Source organism: Profundibacterium mesophilum KAUST100406-0324, from assembly GCF_009835145.1.
GTDB classification, from domain to species: Bacteria; Pseudomonadota; Alphaproteobacteria; order Rhodobacterales; family Rhodobacteraceae; genus Profundibacterium; species Profundibacterium mesophilum.
In genome coordinates, this window is the sequence record NZ_APKE01000037.1 from 1 (window position 1) to 22,630 (window position 22,630).

The window sequence follows — 22,630 nt, forward strand, 5'->3', positions numbered from 1 at the left end:
CGCAAAGCCGCCTCGACGACCTGCTGCCGTGGAACTTCAAGCCGTCAAGCTGAACCGCTGGTGCTGTTCAGCTAACGCTTACAGTATTGCGGGGATGCGCGGCGGTGCAAGGGCGTTTTCCCGGGGGGGCGCGCCGGCCTTGCCCGCGCCGGCGCCACGGCGCTAGGGTGCGCGGCATGATCATCTCCCCCGGGCGCCGCTACATCTTCGTGCATATTCCCAAGACGGCCGGCACGTCGTTTGCCGCCGCGCTCGAGGCGCGCGCGATGAAGGACGATGTGCTGGTGGGGGACACGCCGAAGGCCCTGCGCCGGCGCGGCCGCCTCGCGGCGCTCAGGCGCACCCTGCCGCCCGGCGCGCGCCTTTGGAAGCATTCCCGGCTTGCCGATATCGAGACCCTGCTCGCGCCCGGGGCGCTGGACGGCTACGAGGTCGTGACGCTGATCCGCAATCCGTGGGACCGGATGGTGAGCTACTATCACTGGCTGCGGCGGCAGGAATTCGGCCATCCGGCCGTGCTGCGCGCCGCGAAGCTCGATTTCGACGGCTTCGTCCGCGACGAGGCGACGCGCGCGGCCTTCGCGGCCGAAAGCTACGGCGCCTATCTGCGGGTGCGCGGCGGGCGCGAGGTGCCGGCGCGCTTCGTCAGGATCGAGCATCTGGCCGATGACCTGGCACCGTTCGAGGCGCATCTGGGATTCGCTCTGGCGGTGCCGCATCTCAACGCTTCGGACCGCGCGGCGGGGTACAGGGACTTCTACGGGCCGCGCACGCGCGATCTCGTGGCCGCCTGCTGCGCACAGGATATCGCGCGCTTCGGCTATGGCTTCTGAGCCGGACGGGCCGCCCCCATGCGCGGGCGGCCCGTCCGCAGGGCTTCAGGCCGCGGCGGAGGCCGCCGCGCCGCCGCCGAAGCGGCTGTAGAAGCTCTGACCCTTGTCGGCCAGCTCGCGCAGCAGGTCCGGCGCCTCGAAGCGCGCGCCATGCTCGGCGCTCAGCGTCTCGCATATCTCCACCGCCTTGGCCGCGCCGATGATGTCGAGCCAGCCGAAGGGGCCACCCGACCACGGCGCGAAGCCCCAGCCCAGGATCGCGCCCACGTCGCCCTCGCGGATATCCTCGAGCACGCCCTGCTCGAAGGCGCGCACCGCCTCGAGCACCTGCGCCATCATCAACCGGTGCTGCACACGCGTCACGTCGGGCTGATCGCCCTCCTTGGTGAACTTCTCGCGCAGCCCCTCCCAGATGCCCGTCCGCTTGCCCGCATCGTCATAGGCATAGAAGCCGGACTTCGACTTGCGGCCGAGACGCCCCTGGTCGAACAGCCAGAACAGGACCTCGTCGGCGGCGTGGTTGTCATAGGCATCGCCCATGGCCGCTTTGGTCGCCTTGGCGATCTTGACGCCCAGATCGATCGAGGTCTCGTCGTTGAGTTGCAGCGGGCCGAGCGGGAAGCCCAGCATCTTGGCCGCGTTCTCGATCAGCGCCGGCTCCACGCCCTCCTGCACCATGCTTACGCCCTCGTTGATATAGGGGATGATGCAGCGATTGGCGTAGAAGAACCGCGCGTCATTGACCACGATCGGGGTCTTGCGGATCTGGCGCACGAAATCGAGCGACTTGGCCACGGCCCGGTCGCCGGTCTCGGCGCCCTTGATGATCTCGACCAGCAGCATCTTGTCGACGGGGCTGAAGAAGTGAATGCCGATGAACTGCTCGGGACGCGCGCTCGCCTTGGCCAGATCGCTGATCGGCAGGGTCGAGGTGTTGGTGGCGAAGATGCAGTCCTCGCCGACGACGGCCTCGACCTTCTTGGTGACCTCGGCCTTGATCGACGGGTCCTCGAACACCGCCTCGACGATCAGATCGCAACCCCGAAGCGCCTCGTAATCGGTGGTCGCGGTGATGCGGGCAAGCACCTCGTCCGTCTTCTCGGGCGTGACCTTCTTGCGGCTGATGCCCTTGTCGAGCAGCCCTTCGGAGTAGGACTTGCCCTTGTCGGCATTGGCCTGCTCCTGATCGATCAGGACGACCTCGATCCCGGCATTGGCACTGACATAGGCGATGCCGGCACCCATCATGCCCGCGCCCATGATGCCGACCTTCTTGACGCGCTCGTCGGCGACGTCGGGACGGTTGGCGCCTTTCTCGAGCGCTTCCTTGTTGATGAAGAGCGACCGGATCATCGCCTCCGACGAGGGGTTCATCAGGACGGAGGTGAACCAGCGCGCCTCGATCTTGATGGCGGTGTCGAAGGGCACCATCGCGCCCTCGTAGGCCGCCGAGAGAAGGGCCTTGGCGGCGGGAAACGCGCCTTGCGTCTTGCCATGCACCATGGCGGAGGCGCCGACATAGGTCATGAAGCCCTGCGCCGAGTAGGGCGTGCCGCCGGGCATCTTGTAGCCCCTGGCATCCCACGGCTTGAGGATGTCGGCATCCTTCGCAGACAGCACCCAGTCCTTCGCGGCCGCGAGCGGATCGGCCACGACCTCGTCCACCAGCCCGGCGGATTTCGCCTTCTTCGGATCCGACAGCTTGCCTTCCAGCAGGAAGGGCGAGGCGGCCATGGCCCCCATCTTGCGCACCAGCCGCGTGGTGCCGCCCATACCCGGGAAGATGCCGACCATGATCTCCGGCAGGCCGATCTTGGCCTTGGGGTTGTCGGCCACGAAGATGCGGTGGCAGGCCAGCGGGATCTCGAAGCCGATGCCGAGCGCGGTGCCGGGCAGGGCGGCGGCGATGGGCTTGCCGCCCTTGTTGGTCTTGGGATCCATGCCCGCGCGCTCGATCTTGCGCAGCACGCCGTGGCAGCGCATCAGCCCGTCCATGAGCCCTTGCGCGGGGTTGTCGCCGGCGCTCTGCTTCATCTTGGCGATGATGTTGAGATCCATGCCGCCCGCAAAGCTGCCCTCCTTGCCGGAGGTGATGACGATGCCCTTGACGGCCTCGTCGGCCAGTGCCTCGTCGATCAACGCGTCGAGATCCTCGAACCCTTCGATGTTCATGACGTTCATCGACTTGCCCCGGGTGTCCCAGGTGATCGTGGCGACGCCCTGCGCGTCGGTGTCCATGGTGAAATCGCTCATGGCTGTCGCTCCTTACACGCGTTCGATGATTGTGGCCGCGCCCATGCCGGACGCGATGCAGAGCGTGGCGAGCCCCACTTCCTTGTCGGACCGCTCCATCTCGTCGAGCAGCGTGCCGATGATGATCGCGCCGGAGGCGCCAAGCGGGTGGCCCATGGCGATGGCGCCGCCATTCACGTTGAGCTTGTCGTGATCCACGTCGAAGCGCTGCATGAAGCGCAGGACCACGCTGGCGAAGGCCTCGTTCACCTCGATGAGATCGATATCGCCGATCTGCATGCCGTGATCGGCGAGGATCTTCTCGGTCACCGGGACCGGGCCGGTGAGCATGATCGTGGGATCGGTGCCGATCTTGGAGGTCGCGCGGATGCGCGCGCGGGGCTTGACGCCATGGCGCTCGCCGAACTCCCTGGAGCCGACGAGCACGGCGGCGGCGCCATCCACGATGCCCGAGCTGTTGCCGGCATGGTGGATGTGGTTGATCCGCTCGAGATGGGGGTATTTCATCAGCGCGATCTTGTCGAAGCCGGGCATGCTCTCGCCCATGTCCTTGAAGGCGGGGCTCAGCGCGCCGAGGCTCTGCATGTCGGTCTGCGGGCGCATGTATTCGTCATGTCCCAGGATCGGCAGGCCGTTGCGGTCCTTGATCTCGATCATCGACTTGGAGAAGCGCCCCTCGTCCCAGGCCTGTTTGGCGCGGCGCTGGCTTTCGACGGCATAGTGGTCCGCCGCGTCGCGGGTGATGCCGTATTCGGTGGCAATGATGTCGGCGCTGATGCCCTGGGGGACGAAATAGCTGTCCATGGCGACGCTGGGATCGACGGCGATCGCGGCACCGTCGGAGCCCATCGGCACGCGGCCCATCATCTCGACCCCGCCGGCGATATAGGCATCGCCCCCGCCGCCGCGCACCTGCAGGGCAGCCATGTTCACCGCCTCCATGCCGCTGGCACAGAAGCGGTTGATCGACACGCCGGGGATCGTTTGGTCGAGTTCCGAAGCCAGGACCGCCGTCCGCGCGAGGCAGCCGCCCTGTTCCGCGACTTGGGTGACATTGCCCCAGATCACGTCCTCGACAGCATGGCCCTCGAGGTTGTTGCGGCGCTTGACGGCATTGAGGATGTCGGCGCTGAGCTTGACGCTCGTCACCTCGTGCAGGGCACCGTCCTTGCGTCCCTTGCCGCGCGGGCTGCGCACGGCGTCGTAGATATAGGCTTCGGTCATGGTCTGTCTCCTTCTCAGCCGGCTTCGGGTTTCGAGCGCGGCATCAGATCATAGGGGTGCTTCCAGCCGGGCAGGGCCGCGATACGGTCCAGCCAGGCATCGATATTGGGCCAGTCGGCCCGATCGAAACCGAACGGTTCGGGATAGTAGAGATAGCCGCAGCAGGACAGATCAGCGATCGTGACGTCATCTCCGACGATCCAGTCGCGCGATCCCAGATGGGCATCCAGAACTTCATATGCCGCCTTGAGGCGACCCTGCATGAAGCCGATGACCTCGGCGGGCCGCTTGTCCTCGGGCAGGAAGTTCATCAAGAAGCGGGTCATCCCCGCCTGTCCCGACAGCTTGTGATTGTCCCACAGGATCCAGCGCAGGATCTCGCGCCTCTGGTCCGTGCCGCCCCCGAGCCGTCCCGTACGCTCCACCACGTAATCCTGGATGACGCCCGATTGCGTGAGCCTGACATCGCCCTCGACCATGACGGGCGCCTCGCCCATCGGGTTTATATCGGTGCGGTAGTCGCTGCCGCGGGTCTCGCCGTTGAAGAAGTCGACGAAGGTCGGCTCCCAGTCCATCCCGGCCAGTTCCAGGGTGAGCGCCGCCTTGTAGGCATTCCCGGATTCGCCGAAACAGTAGAGTTTGATCGTCATGCGTAAGCTCCTGATGCTACCGGCGGGGGTTTCACACCCCCGCACCCCCGTGAGGTATTTCAACGAAGATGATGAGACGGTAGAGAAATCTTAACTACGTTCTCGTTATCTCGATCGCGCGGCACAGGCTGAGGAGCCGATGACCGCCGAAGGTGAAGACCGGACGTCCCGCGCCCGATCGGATATACGATGACGCCCCTGAGGTGCGGGCTGCGGAACGATCCACCGTTGCGTCCTTCATCTTCGCCAAAATACCTCCGCCGGAGGCGATCCCGACCGTGCGGCAGGCGCGTCATTCCGGTTTCGCGCGGGCGGCCGTGAACAGTTTCAGCCTGGCGTTCAGGTTCTCCTTGTTGGTCACGCTGTCGAAATTCTCGAAGATGAACGAAAGTGCCTCCCCTTCCGAAAGGTCCGCGCTCGCTGCGAATTTCCTGAGCCTTCGATACCCGTCCTCGGTCATCGCGGCCGGAAAGCGGCGGGTGAGCAGGAAGCGTTTGGGCATGGTGCACCCCTTGGGAATGGAGGGCGGCGGGGCACGGAGGAGAGGCGCGCCGCCTTGGAAAGGTCAGAAGTTCGCGGCAGCAAGGCTCATCACGGGGGCCGAGCCGCTCTGGATGCGCGACAGGTGCAGTTGCGTCGAGGGGAGCTGCCGCGCCATGTAGTAGCGCCCCGTGGCCAGCTTGGTCTCGTAGAACGCCGCGTCGCCTTGCCCGGAGGCCAGGCCGGCCCGTGCCGCGAGCGCCATCCGCGCCCAGGAGAAGCCCAGGCAAACATGCCCGAAGAGGTGCATGAAGTCGTAGCTCCCCGCAAGGGCGCTCGCCGGGTCCTTCATGCCGTTCTGCATGAAATACATCGCGGCCTGCTGAAGGTCCTTGCTCGCGCCTTTCAGCGGATCGAGGAACTGCTCCTTGAGCTCCGCGTCGCCCTCGTTCTCCTTGATGAAGGTCTTGATCATGTCGAAGAAGGCCATCAGCGTCTTGCCGCCGTTCATGCCGAGCTTGCGCCCCACGAGATCGAGCGACTGGATGCCGTTGGTCCCCTCGTAGATCATGGTGATCCTGGCATCCCTGACGAATTGCTCGAGGCCCCATTCGCGGGTGAAGCCGGAGCCGCCCAAGGTCTGCTGCGCGAGGACCGTGGTCTCGAAACCCTTGTCCGTCAGGAACCCCTTGAGAACCGGGGTCAGCAGCGAGATCAGCGCCTCCGCCTCGGCATCCTCGCAGCGATGGGCGCGGTCGATCAGCGAGGCGCCCCAGAAGGTGAAGGCGCGGGCGCCTTCGACGAAGCTCTTCTGGTCGAGCAGGTTCCGCCGCACGTCGGGATGCACGATGATCGGATCAGCGGGCCCGTCGGGGTTCTGCACGCCGGTCACGTCGCGGCCCTGAAGGCGGTCGCGAGCGAAGGCGAGGGCGTTCTGATAGGCAACGGCGCCCTGCGCGTAGCCCTGCAGGCCGACCCCGAGCCGCGCTTCGTTCATCATGGTGAACATCGCACGCATGCCCTTATGCGCCTCGCCGATCAGGTAGCCGGTCGCGCCATCGTAATTCATCACGCAGGTGGCGTTGCCGTGGATGCCCATCTTCTTCTCGAGGCCGCCGCAGGAGAGGCTGTTGCGGGCGCCCGGCATGCCGTCTTCGTTGAGCAGGAACTTGGGAACGATGAAGAGCGAGATGCCCTTCACACCCTCGGGGCCGCCGGGGATCTTCGCCAGCACGAGATGGACGATATTGTCCGTCAGGTCATGCTCGCCCGCCGAGATCCAGATTTTCTGCCCCGAGATGCGGTAGCTGCCGTCATCCTGCGGCACGGCCTTGGTGCGGATCAGGCCCAGATCGGTGCCGCATTGCGGCTCGGTCAGGTTCATGGTGCCCGACCAGGTGCCGTCGATCATGCGCGGCAGGTAGGCCTGCTTCTGCGCCTCGGAGCCGTGCACGGCGATGGCCGACATCGCGCCGTGGCTCAGGCCCTGGTACATGTTGAAGGCCATGTTGGCGGAGACGAACATCTCGCCGGTGGCCGACTGCATGATGTAGGGAAGGCCTTGCCCCCCGTATTCGGGATCGGCGTCGAGCCCGGTCCAGCCGCCCTCGCACATCTGCTCGTAGGCTTTCTTGAACCCGGTCGGGGTGCGCACGACACCGTTCTCGAGGGTGCACCCTTCGGCGTCGCCGACAGGGTTGAGCGGGGCCAGAACGTTTTCGGAGATCTTGCCGGCCTCGCCGAGGATCGCACCGGTGAACTCGGCATCGAGATCGTCGTAGCCGGGAATGTCCGACGTGGAGACCGCGAGGACATCATGGAGAATGAACTGCATGTCCTTCACGGGAGCGGAATAGATCGGCATGGAAGCTGTCCTTGGATTGGTGGTGTCTGGCTGGATCAGGCGGCGGCGATGCGGCGCAGCTCGGCAAGGCGCTTGGCCCCCCAGTCGAGCTGCTCTTCGAGCTCCTCGATCGCCTCGTCGAGCTCGACGCGGCGACGGCGCAGATCCTCGAGGCGGTCACGCGCCACGTCGTAGGTGCGGGAGAGCTGTTTCTCCTGCTGGTCGTTCTCGTAGTAGAGATCGAGCAGCTGGCGGATCTCCTCGAGGCTGAAGCCGAAGCGTTTGCCGCGCAGGATCAGCTTGAGACGGGCACGGTCGCGGCGGGTGAACAGGCGTTTCTGTCCTTCCCGGATCGGTGCCAGAAGCTCCTTGCCCTCGTAAAAGCGCAGGGTGCGCGGGGTCACGTCGAATGCATCGCACATCTCGCGGATGCTCATCAGGGATTCGGTCGTGTTCATGGTCATGCTCCGCTGGGCGCCGGGCGCCAGTTCGGGGAATGGCCATGATGTAGCAGTCGCTTGACGTGAACGTAAACGTAAACGTAACGTCAAACGAAGCCGCATCCTACCGCGCGGGGCTCCGGCAGGACAGGAGGTCCGCTCAGTCCGAGACGGGTTTGGGGGCGGGTTCTCCGCTCTCGAGCGCCTTGACGATTTCGTCGCGGGTCTGCTGCAGTTCGGCGAGCGTCGCGGCAAGCTGTCCGTGCTCGGCCCTCAGCTGCTCGAGCTGGGCATCGGCCAGCTTGACCCATTCGGCGAGTTGCACCTCGTTGCCCTCAACATCGTAGATCAGCAGCCATTTGCGGATGTCCTCCAAGCTGAAGCCCCAGCGGCGACCGCGCAGGATCAGGGTCATGCGGGCGATCTCCCGCGGGCCGTAGAACCGCGATCGGCCCTCCTTCTCGGGGCTGAGCAGCTCGATATACTCGTAATAGCGCAAGGTCCGCGGCGTGACGTCGAACCGTGCGCACATTTCCTTGAACGGTAATTTCTTCTTGGTCATGTGCGTGCTGGTTTCCCCCTTTGAACCAAGACTACGGGCAAAGTTATAGGGGTTCAACAGATGGCGGAAGGCGGCCGCCCGCGCGCTATGGCATCAGCAGATCCGGCGCGAGGAAATAGAAGCCATATGCGACCAGCAAGGCGGGCAGGGCCGAGTAGATCGTCGCCCAGAACGCGACCGCGGGATCGATCGCCAAGGCCGGAAAGAGCGCGTCCCCGTCATTCGAGATGGCATTGCCGATCAGGGCGGAGAAGGGAATCAGTCCGTTGACGAAGAGGGTGGTCACCAGCACCTGCGGCCCGCATCCCGGCACGAAGCCGACGAGGATGGCAATCAGTGGAAGCAGGGGAGCGACGGTGGAGAAGAGCGCTTCGAGATCGAGCCCCGCATAGGCGGCGGCGTAATCGTAGGCGAGATAGGCGCCGATGACCCAGATCGAGATGAACGCCGTCTCCTCGGCCATCCTGACCAGCGGGCCGTCATTCGAATGGGTCATCGCCATGACCGGCGAGCGCGCCCAGATCCACAGCCCGATTGCGGTGCCGGCCAGTGCGAACCAAGTCGTGGGAATGCCGGCCACCTGGTTCAGCTCGATCTGGGCAAGCTGCGCGCCGCCGACCACGAGGCCGGGCGCCAGCATCACGAGATAGGCAATGTGCCGCAGACCCGGAGCGCCGATCATGGGCACCGCAGGGCAGGCGCCGGTCGCCGCGCGTCCGGGCGGGGAGGGGGCAAGAAGGTCGGTCAACCAGCCCGACACGATCCCGACCCCGAAGGAAACCGGCAGGACGATCATCGCGGCATCGGGCCGCGTTGCGATCAGCAGGAAGGCCGCATCGCCCATCGTCGCGGTCAGGGTGGCGACCACGGCCCCGAAACCGACATTGCCCGAGCTGTAGGCCGCGACGACGACAACCGCGCCGCCGCATCCGGGCGTTGCGCCCAGAAGCGCCGCGAGCGGCACTTGAAAGCCGCGCGCGCGGCTCAGGGAGCGACCGATATCGAAGCCAAAAACGCGCTCGGCCCCGTAGAACAGCAAAAGCGTGGCCGCGACGAAGGCGCTCACCTGCACGAAGGCATCGGTCATCAACGCGCGTGTGAGCGCGCCGAATTCGCCCGGCATCGCCGCAGCGAGCAGCAGGAGAAGGGCCATCCCGAGGCGCCGCGGACGAAACCCGAACCAGCCTTGCGCCGCCTTGGTGCTCTCATGGCGGGGCGCGGGCGCTGCATCCGGCGTGCCGGCGGGCGTGGCAAGACGGGGGCGCAGATCAGTCATAGGGTCATCCTGCTTTTGCGAATTACTCTCAATAGCGAAGTTAACCCTTGTCCGGCAATATGCAAGACCCGATACATCAGGCAGGGGTCCCAAGCCGGTCCCGCAGGATCAGGAGGCAGGATGCAGCAGGACCGGACAGCGAGGATCGCGCGCCAGTTCATCGAGGCGATCCCCCACGCCCGCGCGCTCGGGATGACGCTCGAGACGATCGGGGACGGAACCGCCGAGATCTCGATGCCCTACGATCCGCGCCTGATCGGTGATCCGGCGACCGGGGTGATCCATGGCGGTGCGGTCTCGGCCCTGATGGACACTTGCGGCGGCGCGGCGGTGATGCTGCATTCCAGCGGGCCGAGCACCACCGCGACGATCGATCTGCGCATCGATTACATGCGCGCCGCCGTGCCGGGGCAGAAGATCACCGCGCAGGCGACCTGCTACCACGTGACCCGGGCCGTCGGCTTCGTGCGGGCGGTCGCGATGGACGAGGACAGGGACAACCCCGTGGCGATGGCGACCGGCGCCTTCATGCTCGCCTATGCCAAGGCGGAGCGGTCATGACCGACGATGCGCCCTCCCGCCCGGCGACGCGCGGCCGCCCCGAACCCGTGCAGGTCGTCAAGCAACGACGCGACGGCGCCCTCTCCGCCCTCGTGCGCGGCGTGCCCTACATCACCTATCTCGGCATCACCTTCGAGCGCCGGGGCGACGAGATCACCGCGATCCTGCCATTCGACGAGAAGCTGATCGGCAATCCCGCGCTTCCCGCGATCCACGGCGGGGTGACGGCTGCCTTCCTGGAGGTGACGGCGATCATCGAGCTGTCCTGGACCTACCTGTGGGATGATATCGAGGCGGGACGCATCGACCTCGAGGCCGAAGATGCCTCGCGCCGCCTGCGGCTGCCCAAGACGATCGATTTCACCGTCGACTACCTGCGCTCGGGATTGCCGCGCGACGCCTATGCCCGGGCGAGGGTCAACCGCTCCGGTCGCCGCTATGCCAGCGTCCATGTCGAGGCCTGGCAGGACAATCGCAGCCGCCTCTTCGCGCAGGCGACGGGCCATTTCATGATGCCGCAGGGCCTTCGGGAGCGGGAGTGAACGCGGCAGGCGGCACGCAGTCGCGGCGCCCGCGCGCGGTCACCCACCGCCGGGTGCTCGGCGTGGCGCTGCCGATCGTGCTGTCGAACGCGACCGTGCCGATCCTCGGTCTCGTCGATACCGGGGTCGTGGGCCAGATGGGGGCTGCCGCGCCGATCGGGGCCGTCGGCATCGGCGCGGTGATCCTGACCGGCATCTACTGGGTCTTCGGCTTCTTGCGGATGGGCACGACCGGGCTCACCGCCCAGGCCTTCGGATCGGGCGACGAGCCCGAGGCGGCCGCGCTCCTGATGCGGGGGCTGATGATTGGCGGCGCGGCGGGCGCGGCGATGATCGCGCTGCAATTGCCGCTCTTTGCCGGTGCGTTCGCGCTCTCGCCGGCCAGCCCGCAGGTCGAGGAGCTGGCGCGCCAGTACATGGCCATCCGGGTCTGGTCGGCGCCTGCCGCGATCGCGCTCTACGCGATCACGGGCTGGCTGATCGCGGCCGAGCGCACCCGCGCCGTCCTCGTGGTGCAGCTGTGGATGAACGGGCTGAACATCGTGCTCGATCTCGTCTTCGTGCTCGGGATGGGTTGGGGGGTTGCGGGGGTCGCGGCCGCCACGTTCCTCGCCGAATGGTCCGGCCTCGCGGTGGGGCTGTGGTTCTGCCGCGCGGTGTTCACCGGGCCTCATTGGCGCGACGCGGCGCGGATCTTCGACCGGCCGCGGCTGCGGCGCATGCTCGCGGTCAATTCCGACATTCTGGTCCGCACGCTGCTGCTCGAGACGGTCTTCGTCTCCTTCCTGTTCTTCGCCGCGCGGCTCGGGGACGTGCCGCTCGCCGCGAACCAGGTCCTGCTGCAGTTCCTGCATGTCACCGCCTTCGCGCTCGACGGGTTCGCCTTCGCGGCCGAGACGATGGTGGGGCAGGCGATGGGCCACCGGCGGCCCGACCTGCTGCGCCGCGCGGCCGTGCTGTCCTCGCTCTGGGGCGGGGGCATGGCGTTGCTGCTTGCGGCGACCTTCGCGCTGCTGGGGGCTGAGCTGATCGCGGTGATGACGACCTCGGCGCCGGTGCGGGACGCCGCCGGGAGCTACCTTGGATGGATGGTGGCCGCCCCGATCGCGGGGCTCGCGGCCTGGATGCTCGACGGCATCTTCATCGGGGCGACGCGCACCCGCGACATGCGCAACATGATGCTCGTCTCGACGCTGGTCTACGGCGTCGCGCTGATGCTGCTGATGCCGGTTTTCGGCAATCACGGGCTCTGGATGGCGCTGCTGATCTCTTTCGCCGCTCGCGGGATCAGCCTCGGGATACGCTACGGCGCGCTAGAGGCCTCCGCCCGCTGATCCGGGCGGCGCGCGCGGCTAGTCCAGCCAGTCGGCGCGCCCGCTGCCCACCGCGTCGGCGAGGCGGGCGTGGCCGTCACGCTCGAGCAGCGCATCGAGACCTTCCGCGATCCCCGCGGCGAGCGACAGGCCCTCGTAGGCGAGGGCGGAGTAGAGCTGCACGGCGCTCGCACCGGCGCGGATCTTCTCGTAGGCGTCCTGCGCGCAGCTCACCCCGCCGACCCCGATCAGGGGGATCGCGCCCTCCGTCAGCGCCGACAGGCGCGCCAGCACCCGTGTCGAGCGCTCGAAAAGCGGCTTGCCCGACAGGCCGCCGGCCTCGCCGCGCGCAGGGCTGAGCAGCCCGTCGCGCGACAGCGTGGTATTGGTCGCGACGATGCCGTCGATCCGCGACTCGAGCGCGACCTGCGCGATAGCGTCCAGCTCCTGCGCGTTCAGGTCGGGTGCGATCTTGAGAAAGATGGGCACCGGACGCGCGAGCGCGGCATTGGCGGCACGCACCCCCGCAAGGAGCGCCGAAAGCGCCTCCGGCCCCTGCAGATCACGCAGCTTCTCGGTATTGGGCGAGGAGACGTTGACGGTCGCGAAATCGACATGCGGACCGATCACCGTCAGCACCTGCGCGAAATCGGCGGCGCGGTCCGCGCTGTCCTTGTTCGCACCCAGATTGATGCCGCGCGGCACGCCGCGCGGGGCGGCGCGCAGCCGTGCCGCGATCGCTTCGGCGCCGTCATTGTTGAAGCCGAACCGGTTGATCACCGCGCCATCCTGCGGCAGGCGAAAGAGGCGCGGACGCGGATTGCCGGGCTGCGGACGCGGGGTGGCGGCGCCAAGCTCGATGAAGCCGAAGCCGGCCCGCGACAGGGCGCCGGCAGCCTCGGCATTCTTGTCGAACCCTGCCGCCAGGCCGACCGGGTTGGCCAAGTCCATCCCGGCAAGGCTGCAGGCGAGGCGCGGGCGGGTCACCGGACCGGCGCCCCCCATCAGGCCGCTGCGCAGAGCGTGGATGGCGGCGCGATGTGCCGTTTCGGGGTCGATCCGGCGAAGGGCCGACAGGCCGAGCCGCTCGAGCCGCCTCATCCGCTCTCGCCGTTCCGTGCCGATGCGGACGTTTGGGCCGCGTCCCCGCCAGCATCCGTTCCGGCACGGGCAGGCAGGACATGCCCGCCGGGGCCATCCTCGATCGGGGCGCTCCAGAGCACGTCCGCGATCTCGAGGGGCCTGTAGAGATGGGGAAACAGTTGTCCGCCGCGCGACGGCTCCCATTTGAGCTCGGGGCCGAGCCCGTCGGCCTCCAGCGCAAGCAAAACCAGCCCGGTCTCTTGCGCGAAGTGCTTGGCGAGGGTCTGCTCGAGCTGCGCGCGTGTCGAGAAGTGGATGTACCCGTCCGACAGGTCGACCGGGGCGCCCCGGCTCGTCTTGTCACGGTCGAAGGCCTCCGCCTCGGGCGCGCGGAATATCTTGTAGATCACCATGGGCGCGGTGATGCCCGCAGCGAGGCGCCGCGTCAAGGCGCGGGCGGGCATGCCGGCCACCGGGCAGCGCTTGCCAGGATGCGAAAAGGACAGCACTCTGCGCCTGACAAGAAACCAGATCGGGAGCCCTGAACCATGTCCATCCGCCTTTTGTCCTCGGCCGCGCTGCTTGCGCTCGGTGCCGGCGCGGCGCATGCCGAATATGCGCTGACCATCCTGCACACCAATGATTTCCATTCCCGGTTCGAGCCGATCAGCAAATACGATTCGGGCTGCTCGGCGGAGGACAACGCGGCGGGCGAGTGCTTCGGCGGCTCCGGCCGGCTGGTCACGGCCATCAAGGAGGCCAAGGCCCGCGCGGACAACCCCATCCTCGTGGACGGGGGCGATCAGTTCCAGGGCTCGCTCTTCTATACCTATTACAAGGGCAAGCTCGCCGCCGAGATGATGAACGCGCTCGGATATGACGCGATGACCGTCGGCAACCACGAATTCGACGACGGCCCCGAAGTGCTCAAGGGGTTTGCCGAGGCCATCAACTTCCCGATCCTGATGTCGAATGCCGACATCTCGAACGAACCGCTGCTCACGGACGTGATCGAGAAAAGCACCGTCATCGAGAAGAACGGCGAGAAGATCGGCCTGATCGGCCTGACGCCGCAGGACACGGACGAGCTGGCGAGCCCCGGTCCCAACGTGACCTTCTCGGACCCGTCGGAGGCGGTCCAGGCCGAGGTCGACCGCCTGACCGAAGAGGGCGTGACCAAGATCATCGTCCTGAGCCATTCGAGCTATGGCGTGGACAAGCAGGTGGCCGAGAACACCACCGGGGTGGACGTGATCGTGGGCGGTCATTCCAACACCCTGCTGGGCGACATGGAAGGCGCCGAGGGCCCCTATCCGACGATGGTCGGCGATACCGCCATCGTCCAGGCCTATGCCTATGGCAAGTATCTGGGCGAGTTGAACGTCACCTTCGATGATGACGGCAAGATCACCAAGGCCGAGGGCGCGCCGATCCTGATGGATGCCAGCGTGGGCGAGGATCAGGGCACGGTCGACATGATCGCCGAGAAGGCCAGGCCGCTGGACGAGATCCGCAACAAGGTCGTGGCGGAAGCCGCCGAGCCGATCGAGGGGGGCCGCGAGGTCTGCCGCGCGCAGGAATGCGCGATGGGCAACCTGGTGGCGGATGCGATGCTCGACCGGGTGAAGGACCAGGGGATCGACGTGGCGATCGCCAATTCGGGCGGTCTGCGCGCCAGCATCGACGCGGGCGAGATCACGATGGGCGAGGTGCTGACGGTGCTGCCCTTCCAGAACACGCTCTCGACCTTCACCGTCAACGGTCAGCAGCTTCTCGACGCGCTCGAGAACGGCGTCGGCCAGATGGAGGAGGGCGCAGGCCGCTTCCCGCAGGTCGCCGGCATGACGTTCACCATCGATCCCGATGCGGCGGCAGGCGCGCGGGTGCGCGACGTGATGGTGGGTGGTGAACTCGTCGATCCGGTGCAGACCTACGGCGTCGTCTCCAACAACTACGTGCGCAATGGCGGGGACGGCTACAAGATGTTCCAGGATGCACAGGACGTCTATGACTACGGCCCCGACCTTGCGGATGTGACGGCGGAATACCTGGCCAGGAACGCGCCCTACAAGCCTTATACCGACGGGCGCATCACGGTCGAATGACGGCGCTGCGGCGGGTGGCGCCAGGACGCGCCGCCCGCAACGCGCCGTCGGCGATGGTGTGCGGGCCACCCACGCGCCCGGGGGGCATGATGACCGAGAAGGAAAAGATGCTCGCCGGCGCGCTCTACGATGCCGGCGATCCCGAGCTGGTCGCCGACGCGGCCGCTGCCGCCGCGTGGATGCGGCGCTACAACGCCTGCGACGATCCCCGGGAGCGGGCCGCCCTGCTGGGTGCGCGCTTCGCTTTCGTGGGCGAGGGGGCCTCCATCCGCCCGCCCTTCCATTGCGACTACGGATACAACATCCGCCTTGGGCGCGGGGCCTTCCTGAACTTCAACTGCGTGATCCTCGACGTGACGGCGGTGGTGATCGGGGAGATGACACAGGTCGGGCCGGGCGTGCAGATCCTCGGCGCCGACCATCCGCGCGATCCGCAGCTCCGCGCAGGGATGCTGGAATACGGCCGCCCGGTCCGCATCGGCGCCAATGTCTGGATCGGGGGTGGAGCGCTCCTGCTGCCCGGTGTCACGGTCGGCGATGACGCGGTGATCGGCGCGGGAAGCGTCGTGACCCGCGACGTGGCGGCCGGCAGCACCGTCGCCGGCAATCCCGCGCGCGCCTTGCCGCTACGAAAGGAGACCTGAGGCCATGTGCGGGCGCTTCGTGCTCACCCATCCCTCGGACGCGCTGGCGCGGCTCTTCGATGCGGTTCCGGACAACGACCTGCCCGATGTGCCAAATCACAATATCTGCCCGACCGTGATGATCCATGCCGTCACCCGCCCCGCGCAGGAGGCAAACCCGGATGCGGCGGAACAAGCCGGGACGGCAAGAGACGGGACGGGGCGCCGCCTGCGCGCGCTGCGCTGGGGGTTCGTGCCGCATTGGGCGACCGCGATGAATGACGGGCCGCTGCTGATCAACGCGCGGGCCGAGACGATCGCCGCCAAGCCGGCCTTTCGCGCGGCGGTGCGGAGCAGGCGATGCATCGTCCCGGCCAGCGGCTTCTACGAATGGGTCAAGGACGCGGAGCAAGGCCGTTTGCCTTTCTATATCCATTCCGCGCGGGCCGAACCGTTGGCCCTTGCCGCGATCTGGCAATCGTGGGGGCAGGGCGAGGCCCGGTGCGACACCTGTGCCATCGTCACAACCGCCGCCAGTGACCGGATGGGGCGGATCCATCACCGAATGCCGGTGATCCTCGCCACCGGGGACTGGCCGACATGGCTGGGAGAGACGGGCCGCAAGGCCGCCCCCCTGATGCGCCCGGCTCCGGAAGACGCGCTTGTCATGTACCGTGTGGGGCGCGAGGTGAACTCGAACCGCGCCACCGGCCCCCGGCTCGTCTCCCCGCTGAGCTGATATCGCGGGCGGCATAGGCGCGCTTGGGGGCGGCGCGGCGTTCGGGGGCCGCTCGTCCGGGCGGGGCGGGCGAGAATGCGGACCGGCGGCGGGGCCGCCAGTAGGCCGGCATGATGGCATATGGATGGCTTGACGCCGCATCGGCTTCGGGAAGGCTGTCCCGGAAACGCCTCGAGAGGGGAACGGCCGAGCGGGCGTGGATCGCAGACATATGGCCGAGGCCCGCGCGGGACGGCACGCGGTTCAAAAAAAAAGGCCGTGCAAAAGCACGGCCTGTCCAGTCAGGGAGGAACCTTGCCGCGATGCGGCGGGTGGGGCATGTGGCGCCACCTGAAACTCTTGGGATGCGGCCCGTTCCCGCTGCCGGTCTGTGCCGAGCTATGGGCGATGTGGCGAGGGGCCGCTTCTCCTGTAGCTTACACGATTCTGCCGTGCTTTGCTTTCTTTTGTGCCAATCTTGAAAATAGCGCGTCATTCTTGCCACAAAGCGCATCGTCCGCACGGCGGGCGAAGCGGGACGAGACGGCTCCAAGTGGCTGTCCGGATTGGTAATAATCCGCCTCCCGGCACCCTCCGGCGCGGTGCGGCGCGATCTTCGGGTGACGGGGCGAATTGGGCGGCCGGGCACCATGCCCGTGGACGCATGCGGCGGGGCGCGGAGAATCACCCCGCCCGCACGGGCGCCGGGGCGGCGATCGTTCAGGGCAGCTCGCTGGCCGGGATCACCGGAAAGAACGCGCCCCCGGAGCGCAGGCCGAACCAAGGCGCGCCCTCGTGCTCGGCCTGCTCGCCAAGCTCGACGAGACGGTAGAAGCTCTTGCGGTCGATCAGCGCCTCGAGCCCCGCGCGCACATGGACATAAGGCGACGGCTCCCCGCTCTCGCGGTCACGCTCCACCCTGATCGGGTGATCGGGGCCGGCATCGACGCAGTCGCCCACATGGGTCGTGAACCGCAGCACCTGCATGCCGCCCTCGTCGCGGCGCTCGAAATCAACGGCCACGAACGGCGCGTCCTCGACGGTGATCCCGACCTTCTCGACGGGGGTGACGAGGAAATAGGCGTCGCCCTCGCGCTTGAGGATCGAGGAGAAGAGCTTGACCAGCGCCTTCCGCCCGATCGGGCTGCCCATGTAGAACCAGGTCCCGTCGCGCGCGATGCGCATGTCCAGATCGCCGCAGAAGGGGGGATCCCACAGATGCACTGGCGGCAATCCGCCCGATTTCGCCGCGGCCCGCGCATGGCCGGCGATCCCTTCGGCATCCGGTGTCACGATGTTTTGTCCTGCCATTGCTTTTGCCATCCTCCCCCGCAAGGATAAGTCTGTCAGGTACGAATTGATATAGAGATGCGGGGAGCATTGTCATGGCCGACGCGGAAAACCTGCTTGGCGAGATCGAGGCGCTCGGCGATCGGCTCGCCCATGCCCGCCAGAGCATCACCCGCCGCTTCATCGGCCAGGAGCAGGTCGTCGACCTGGTGATCTCGGCGCTTCTATGCGGCGGGCACGGGCTGCTGATCGGCTTGCCGGGGCTCGGCAAGACCCGCCTCGTCGAGACGCTGAGCACGGTGATGGGCCTGCAGGGCGCGCGGGTGCAGTTCACCCCCGACCTCATGCCCGCCGACATCCTCGGCTCCGAAGTGCTCGAGACCGGCGCCGATGGCAGCCGCGCCTTCAAGTTCATCGAGGGGCCGATCTTCACGCAGCTCCTGATGGCCGACGAGATCAACCGTGCCAGCCCGCGCACCCAGTCGGCGCTGCTGCAGGCGATGCAGGAGAAATCGGTCACGGTGGCCGGTCAGCCGCACCGCCTCGACACGCCCTTCCACGTCCTCGCGACGCAGAACCCGATCGAGCAGGAAGGCACCTATCCGCTCCCCGAGGCGCAGCTCGACCGGTTCCTGGTGCAGATCGACGTGCCCTATCCCGACCGCGATACCGAGCGGGCGATCGTGCTCGCCACCACCGGCGCCACCGAGGAGGAGGCCATGGCGGTCTTCACCGCGGCCGAGCTCGTCGCGGCGCAGGCCCTCTTGCGGCGGATGCCGGTGGGCGAGGCGGTGCTCGAGGCGATTCTCGACCTGGTTCGCGCCTGCCGCCCGGACGATGCCACCGCGCCGGAGGCGGTGCGCGCCCATGTCGGCTGGGGTCCGGGGCCGCGCGCGGCGCAGGCCTTGATGCTCACCGTGCGGGCGCGGGCCCTTCTCGACGGGCGGCTTGCACCCTCGATCGAGGACGTGGCCGCGCTGGCCGCTCCCGTCCTCACCCACAGGATGGCGCTGAGCTTTGCCGCGCGGGCCCGCGGCGAGACGCTGGAGGCGATCATCGCGGGGGTGACGGAGCGCATCGTGCAAGGCCGGGCCGCCGCGTGAACGCCGCCGCCCTGCACCGCGCGGCCGGGCTGCGCTCCGGCGCGGAGGCGCTTTCGGGCAGCTTGCCGCCCTTGCTGGCGGAGGCGCGCCATCTCGCCGCGGCGCTGCTCATGGGGGCCCACGGGCGCCGGCGGGCCGGCATGGGCGACGAGTTCTGGCAATACCGCGCCGCCGTTCCGGGTGACGAGGCGCGGGCCATCGACTGGCGCCGCTCGGGCCGGTCCGATGCGCATTTCGTCAAGGAAAAGGAATGGCAGGCCGCCCAATCGGTGCAAATCTGGATCGACGCGGGACGCTCGATGCAGTTCGCCTCGGCGCCTGCCTTGCCTGAAAAGCGCGACAGGGCGCGTCTTCTTGCCCTCGCGGTGGCGGTGCTGCTGATCCGGGGCGGCGAGCGCGTGGGCCTGTCCGGCGACACGCTGCCACCCCGGAGCGGCTCGGTGCAGCTCTTGCGCCTCTCCGCCGCGCTCAGCGCCGCCGAGGCCAATGCCGATTACGAGGCGCCGCAGGCAAACGCCCTTCTGCCCCATGCGCGGGCGCTCTATCTCTCCGATTGCCTCGGCGATCCCGAACCGCTGCGCGCGGCGCTGGGCATCGCCGCCGATCGCGGGGTCGAGGGCGCGCTCGTGATGCTCCTTGATCCGCAGGAGGAGGCATTTCCCTTCGACGGGCGCACCGTCTTCGAGAGCATGGGCGGCACCTTGCGCCACGAGACGCTGAAGGCGGGCGATCTGCGCGCGCGCTACCTGGAACGGGTCGCCGAACGCAAGGCGCTCCTGGGCGATCTGTGCCGTGCCGCGGGCTGGCAGTTCACCGTGCATCACACCGATGCCAGCGCGGCGGCCGAGCTCTTGTGGATCTACCGCGCGCTGGAGAGGCGGCGCTGATGCTGGTGCTGGGTCCGATCGGTTTCACCGCGCCCTGGCTGCTGCTCGGCCTCGCGGCGCTACCCCTCTTGTGGCTGCTGCTGCGGGCGGTGCCACCGGCGCCGGTGCGGCGGCGGTTTCCGGGGGTCGCGCTGCTGCTCGGCCTCGATGACAGGAGCCGGCAATCTGACAGGACGCCCTGGTGGCTTCTGCTGCTGCGCCTTCTGGGCATGGCGGCGCTGATCGTCGGCTTCGCGGGGCCGGTGCTCGACCCCGAAACCCGTGCCGAAACACGCGCGCCGCTGCTGATCCTCTTCGACGGCAGCTGGGCGGATGCCCGCGACTGGCCGGCGCGCAGCGCGCGGGCGGAGCAGGCTCTGGACGAGGCCGGGCGCTCCGGGCGGCCCGCCGCGGTGGTCAGCCTGACGGACCTGCCGCCCGGCGCACTGCCCTTCCAGGCCCCCGGTTCCTGGCAGGAGCGCCTGCCGGGACTGCGACCGCGACCCTGGGGGGGCGATCCGCAACAGATCGCGCGCTGGGCGTCGGAGCTGGAGGGCGATTTCGACACGCTGTGGCTGTCGGACGGATTGCGGCGGCCCTACAGGGAGGATCTGCTCGCCGCCCTCGAGGCGCGCGGCACGGTGCGCGTCTTCGAAGGATCGCGCCCGGTCCTCGCCCTCGCGCCCGCCGTCTTCGAGGATGGCGCCATCGCGCTCAAGGCGTTGCGCGCCGCGCCGGGTCCGCGGATCGAGACCGAGATCGTGGCCCGCGGGCTTGATCCCAACGGTATCGAGCGCGAGCTGGCGCGCCTGCCGCTCGTCTTCGAAAACGGCGCGCCGGAGGCCCGCGCGGCCCTGTCCCTCCCGCCCGAGCTGCGCAACCGCGTGCAGCGCTTCGAGATCGCCGGCCAGCGCAGCGCCGGCGCCGTCAGCCTCACCGATGACGCCTTGCGCCGCCGCGAGGTCGCGATCGTGGCCGGGCGCGACAACCGCGAAGGGCTCAGGCTCCTCGCGCCGGACCACTACCTGGTGCAGGCGCTCGCGCCCGTCTCCGACCTGATCGACGGCACGCTCGACGAGATCGTGCAGGCCAATCCCGACGTCATCATCCTCGCCGATGTCGCGACGCTCCCGCCGGGCACCGCCGGCGCCATCGAGGACTGGGTGCGGGAGGGCGGCCTGCTGCTGCGTTTCGCCGGGCCGCGCCTTGCCGCGAGCGATCTGGCGCGTGACGCGGCCGATCCCCTGCTGCCGGTGCGCCTCAGGGCGGGCGGGCGCAGCGTCGGCGGCGCGATGAGCTGGGGCGCGCCCAAGAGCCTGCGCGAATTCGGGGCCGGCTCCCCCTTCGAGGGGCTGGAGGTGCCGCCCGATGTCACCGTCACCGCGCAGGTCATGGCCCAGCCCGATCACGAGCTGGCAGCACGGACGATCGCCAGCCTGACCGACGGCACGCCCCTCGTGACGCGCGCGCGGATGGGACGGGGGCAGGTGGTGCTGTTTCACGTGACCGCCAATGCCGAATGGTCGAGCCTGCCCCTGTCGGGGCTCTTCGTGCAGATGCTCGAACGGCTCGCGGTCTCCTCTGGACTGGCGCGGCCGGCGCCCGAGGATCTCGCCGGGACCGTCTGGACCCTCGATACGGTGCTCGATGCCTTCGGCGCGCCCGACGCGGCGGCCAGCCTCGCCGGCGTCGCGGGGGAGGAGCTTGCGCAGCGGCTCGCCGGCCCGGGTCCGGGGCCCTCCGTGCCGCCGGGGCTCTACGCGGGAGAGGCACGGCGCATCGCGCTCAACGTCATCGGCCCCGAAACCGAGATCGCCGCGAGCCGCTGGCCGGAGCGCATCGCCGTCGAGGGCCTCGGGATCGGGGGCGAGCGCGGCCTGAAGGGTGCGGCGCTGAGCGCGGCGCTCCTGCTGCTTGCCGCCGATCTGCTGGCATCGCTGGCCCTCGCGGGGCGCCTGCGCGGCGCGAGAGGCGCGGCGGGCGGCGTGCTCATAGCGGCCCTTCTGGCGATGCCGGGGGGCGGGGCAAAGGCGCAGGACGCGCCACCCGCCGAGCCGCAAGCTGCTCGCCCGCCGATCTCGCAGAAGGCGCAGGCCGCCGCGGAGGCGGTCGTGCTCGGTCATGTGCTGAGCGGCGACGCGGCCACGGACCGGATCGCGGCGGCCGGGCTGGCGGGGCTGTCGCGCACCCTTTTCGAGCGCACCTCCATCGAGCCCGCGGCGCCGGCCGCCGTCGATCTCGAAAGCGACGCGCTCGATGTCTATCCGTTCCTTTACTGGCCCGTGACGGCCGGACAGCCGATCCCCAGCGATGGCGCCTATGCCAGGCTGAACGCCTATCTGCGCACGGGCGGCATGATCCTCTTCGACACGCTCGATGCCGATGTCGCCGGCTTCGGCGCGGGCGCGCCCAATGGCCGGCGCCTGCAGGAGCTGGCCGCCGGGCTCGACATTCCGCCGCTCGAACCGGTGCCGCGCGATCATGTCCTGACGCGGGCCTTTTATTTGCTTGGCGATTTTCCGGGGCGCCATGCCGGGCGCGACGTGTGGGTCGAGGCGGCGCCCCCCGATGCCGAGCAGGTGGAGGGAATGCCCTTCCGCAACCTCAACGACAATGTCACCCCGGTGGTGATCGGCGGCAATGACTGGGCCTCGGCCTGGGCGATCGACGAGAACGGCGCGCGGATGTTCCCGGTGGGCCGCGGCTTCGCCGGCGAGCGCCAGCGCGAGATCGCCCTGCGCTTCGGGGTCAATCTCATCATGCATGTGCTGACCGGCAATTACAAAAGCGACCAGGTGCACGTGCCGGCGCTGCTCGATCGTCTGGGGCAGTGACGATGCGGCCGCATGCAGCACGGAGGAAGAC

21 protein-coding genes are annotated in these 22,630 nt (G+C 68.3%); 10 read left to right on the forward strand and 11 right to left on the reverse strand.

What is annotated here, in order from left to right; translation table 11 throughout:
• Window positions 1-176: 176 nt before the first annotated feature.
• Window positions 177-833, forward strand: a complete 657-nt coding sequence (locus PMES_RS15350; RefSeq protein WP_159966621.1) for a sulfotransferase family 2 domain-containing protein — start codon at window positions 177-179, stop codon at window positions 831-833.
• A 45-nt stretch (window positions 834-878) separates the two neighbouring features.
• On the opposite strand, the gene PMES_RS15355 is transcribed toward PMES_RS15350, so the two are convergent.
• The 8 genes from PMES_RS15355 to PMES_RS15390 form a co-directional block, all read right to left on the reverse strand.
• Window positions 879-3,086 carry a 3-hydroxyacyl-CoA dehydrogenase NAD-binding domain-containing protein gene (locus tag PMES_RS15355; RefSeq protein ID WP_159966622.1) on the reverse strand — a complete coding sequence of 736 codons (2,208 nt, stop codon included), beginning with the start codon at window positions 3,084-3,086 and terminating at the stop codon, window positions 879-881.
• Window positions 3,087-3,098: 12 nt separating this feature from the next.
• Complete coding sequence (locus PMES_RS15360) at window positions 3,099-4,310, reverse strand: acetyl-CoA C-acetyltransferase (protein ID WP_159966623.1); 1,212 nt, start codon at window positions 4,308-4,310, stop codon at window positions 3,099-3,101.
• A gap of 14 nt (window positions 4,311-4,324) precedes the next feature.
• Window positions 4,325-4,960, reverse strand: a complete 636-nt coding sequence (locus PMES_RS15365; protein WP_159966624.1) for a glutathione S-transferase family protein — start codon at window positions 4,958-4,960, stop codon at window positions 4,325-4,327.
• A 292-nt stretch (window positions 4,961-5,252) separates the two neighbouring features.
• On the reverse strand, window positions 5,253-5,462 hold the full coding sequence (locus tag PMES_RS15370) for a hypothetical protein (RefSeq protein WP_159966625.1): 210 nt from the start codon (window positions 5,460-5,462) through the stop codon (window positions 5,253-5,255).
• A gap of 63 nt (window positions 5,463-5,525) precedes the next feature.
• Window positions 5,526-7,304 carry an acyl-CoA dehydrogenase C-terminal domain-containing protein gene (locus PMES_RS15375; RefSeq protein WP_159966626.1) on the reverse strand — a complete coding sequence of 593 codons (1,779 nt, stop codon included), beginning with the start codon at window positions 7,302-7,304 and terminating at the stop codon, window positions 5,526-5,528.
• A gap of 35 nt (window positions 7,305-7,339) precedes the next feature.
• Window positions 7,340-7,741 (reverse strand): MerR family transcriptional regulator, encoded by a 402-nt coding sequence (locus PMES_RS15380; RefSeq protein ID WP_159966627.1) that lies wholly within the window; start codon window positions 7,739-7,741, stop codon window positions 7,340-7,342.
• A gap of 142 nt (window positions 7,742-7,883) precedes the next feature.
• Complete coding sequence (locus tag PMES_RS15385) at window positions 7,884-8,285, reverse strand: MerR family transcriptional regulator (protein ID WP_159966628.1); 402 nt, start codon at window positions 8,283-8,285, stop codon at window positions 7,884-7,886.
• Window positions 8,286-8,370: 85 nt separating this feature from the next.
• Window positions 8,371-9,561 carry a putative manganese transporter gene (locus PMES_RS15390; RefSeq protein WP_159966629.1) on the reverse strand — a complete coding sequence of 397 codons (1,191 nt, stop codon included), beginning with the start codon at window positions 9,559-9,561 and terminating at the stop codon, window positions 8,371-8,373.
• A 120-nt stretch (window positions 9,562-9,681) separates the two neighbouring features.
• Between PMES_RS15390 and PMES_RS15395 the strand changes: the two genes are divergently transcribed.
• The 3 genes from PMES_RS15395 to PMES_RS15405 are packed head-to-tail and all read left to right on the forward strand — an operon-like array spanning window position 9,682 to window position 11,998.
• Window positions 9,682-10,122: a PaaI family thioesterase gene (locus PMES_RS15395; RefSeq protein WP_159966630.1), complete on the forward strand. Its 441-nt coding sequence runs from the start codon at window positions 9,682-9,684 to the stop codon at window positions 10,120-10,122.
• Window positions 10,119-10,664 (forward strand): PaaI family thioesterase, encoded by a 546-nt coding sequence (locus tag PMES_RS15400; RefSeq protein WP_159966631.1) that lies wholly within the window; start codon window positions 10,119-10,121, stop codon window positions 10,662-10,664. Before PMES_RS15395 ends, PMES_RS15400 begins: the two co-directional genes overlap by 4 nt.
• Window positions 10,661-11,998: an MATE family efflux transporter gene (locus PMES_RS15405; protein ID WP_159966632.1), complete on the forward strand. Its 1,338-nt coding sequence runs from the start codon at window positions 10,661-10,663 to the stop codon at window positions 11,996-11,998. Before PMES_RS15400 ends, PMES_RS15405 begins: the two co-directional genes overlap by 4 nt.
• Window positions 11,999-12,016: 18 nt before the next feature.
• Here PMES_RS15405 and PMES_RS15410 read toward each other — a convergent pair whose 3' ends face one another.
• Window positions 12,017-13,078: a quinone-dependent dihydroorotate dehydrogenase gene (locus tag PMES_RS15410; RefSeq protein WP_159966633.1), complete on the reverse strand. Its 1,062-nt coding sequence runs from the start codon at window positions 13,076-13,078 to the stop codon at window positions 12,017-12,019.
• Complete coding sequence (locus tag PMES_RS15415) at window positions 13,075-13,524, reverse strand: DUF952 domain-containing protein (protein WP_328809169.1); 450 nt, start codon at window positions 13,522-13,524, stop codon at window positions 13,075-13,077. Before PMES_RS15415 ends, PMES_RS15410 begins: the two co-directional genes overlap by 4 nt.
• Before the next feature lie 84 nt (window positions 13,525-13,608).
• Between PMES_RS15415 and PMES_RS15420 the strand changes: the two genes are divergently transcribed.
• The 3 genes from PMES_RS15420 (at window position 13,609) to PMES_RS15430 (ending at window position 16,527) form a co-directional block, all read left to right on the forward strand.
• Window positions 13,609-15,165, forward strand: a complete 1,557-nt coding sequence (locus PMES_RS15420) for a bifunctional metallophosphatase/5'-nucleotidase (protein WP_159966634.1) — start codon at window positions 13,609-13,611, stop codon at window positions 15,163-15,165.
• 86 nt (window positions 15,166-15,251) lie between these two features.
• Window positions 15,252-15,809: a sugar O-acetyltransferase gene (locus tag PMES_RS15425; RefSeq protein ID WP_159966635.1), complete on the forward strand. Its 558-nt coding sequence runs from the start codon at window positions 15,252-15,254 to the stop codon at window positions 15,807-15,809.
• Window positions 15,810-15,813: 4 nt separating this feature from the next.
• Window positions 15,814-16,527: an SOS response-associated peptidase gene (locus PMES_RS15430; RefSeq protein ID WP_159966636.1), complete on the forward strand. Its 714-nt coding sequence runs from the start codon at window positions 15,814-15,816 to the stop codon at window positions 16,525-16,527.
• Between the two features lie 699 nt (window positions 16,528-17,226).
• Here PMES_RS15430 and PMES_RS15435 read toward each other — a convergent pair.
• Entirely contained in the window at window positions 17,227-17,817 is a 591-nt protein-coding gene (locus tag PMES_RS15435; RefSeq protein ID WP_159966637.1) for a DUF1285 domain-containing protein, read from the reverse strand.
• Between the two features lie 74 nt (window positions 17,818-17,891).
• Here PMES_RS15435 and PMES_RS15440 point away from each other — a divergent pair, with 74 nt between their 5' ends.
• Genes PMES_RS15440 through PMES_RS15450 form a run of 3 tightly spaced genes read left to right on the forward strand, consistent with a single transcriptional unit; the run spans window position 17,892 to window position 22,599 of the window.
• Window positions 17,892-18,899, forward strand: coding sequence for an AAA family ATPase (locus PMES_RS15440; protein ID WP_159966638.1), 1,008 nt, complete (start codon window positions 17,892-17,894; stop codon window positions 18,897-18,899).
• On the forward strand, window positions 18,896-19,786 hold the full coding sequence (locus PMES_RS15445; RefSeq protein ID WP_438943247.1) for a DUF58 domain-containing protein: 891 nt from the start codon (window positions 18,896-18,898) through the stop codon (window positions 19,784-19,786). Before PMES_RS15440 ends, PMES_RS15445 begins: the two co-directional genes overlap by 4 nt.
• The gene (locus tag PMES_RS15450; RefSeq protein WP_159966668.1) at window positions 19,786-22,599 is read left to right on the forward strand and encodes a DUF4159 domain-containing protein; all 2,814 of its coding nucleotides are present in this window, start codon (window positions 19,786-19,788) and stop codon (window positions 22,597-22,599) included. The genes PMES_RS15445 and PMES_RS15450 overlap by 1 nt, the downstream gene beginning before the upstream one ends.
• Window positions 22,600-22,630 lie beyond the last annotated feature (31 nt).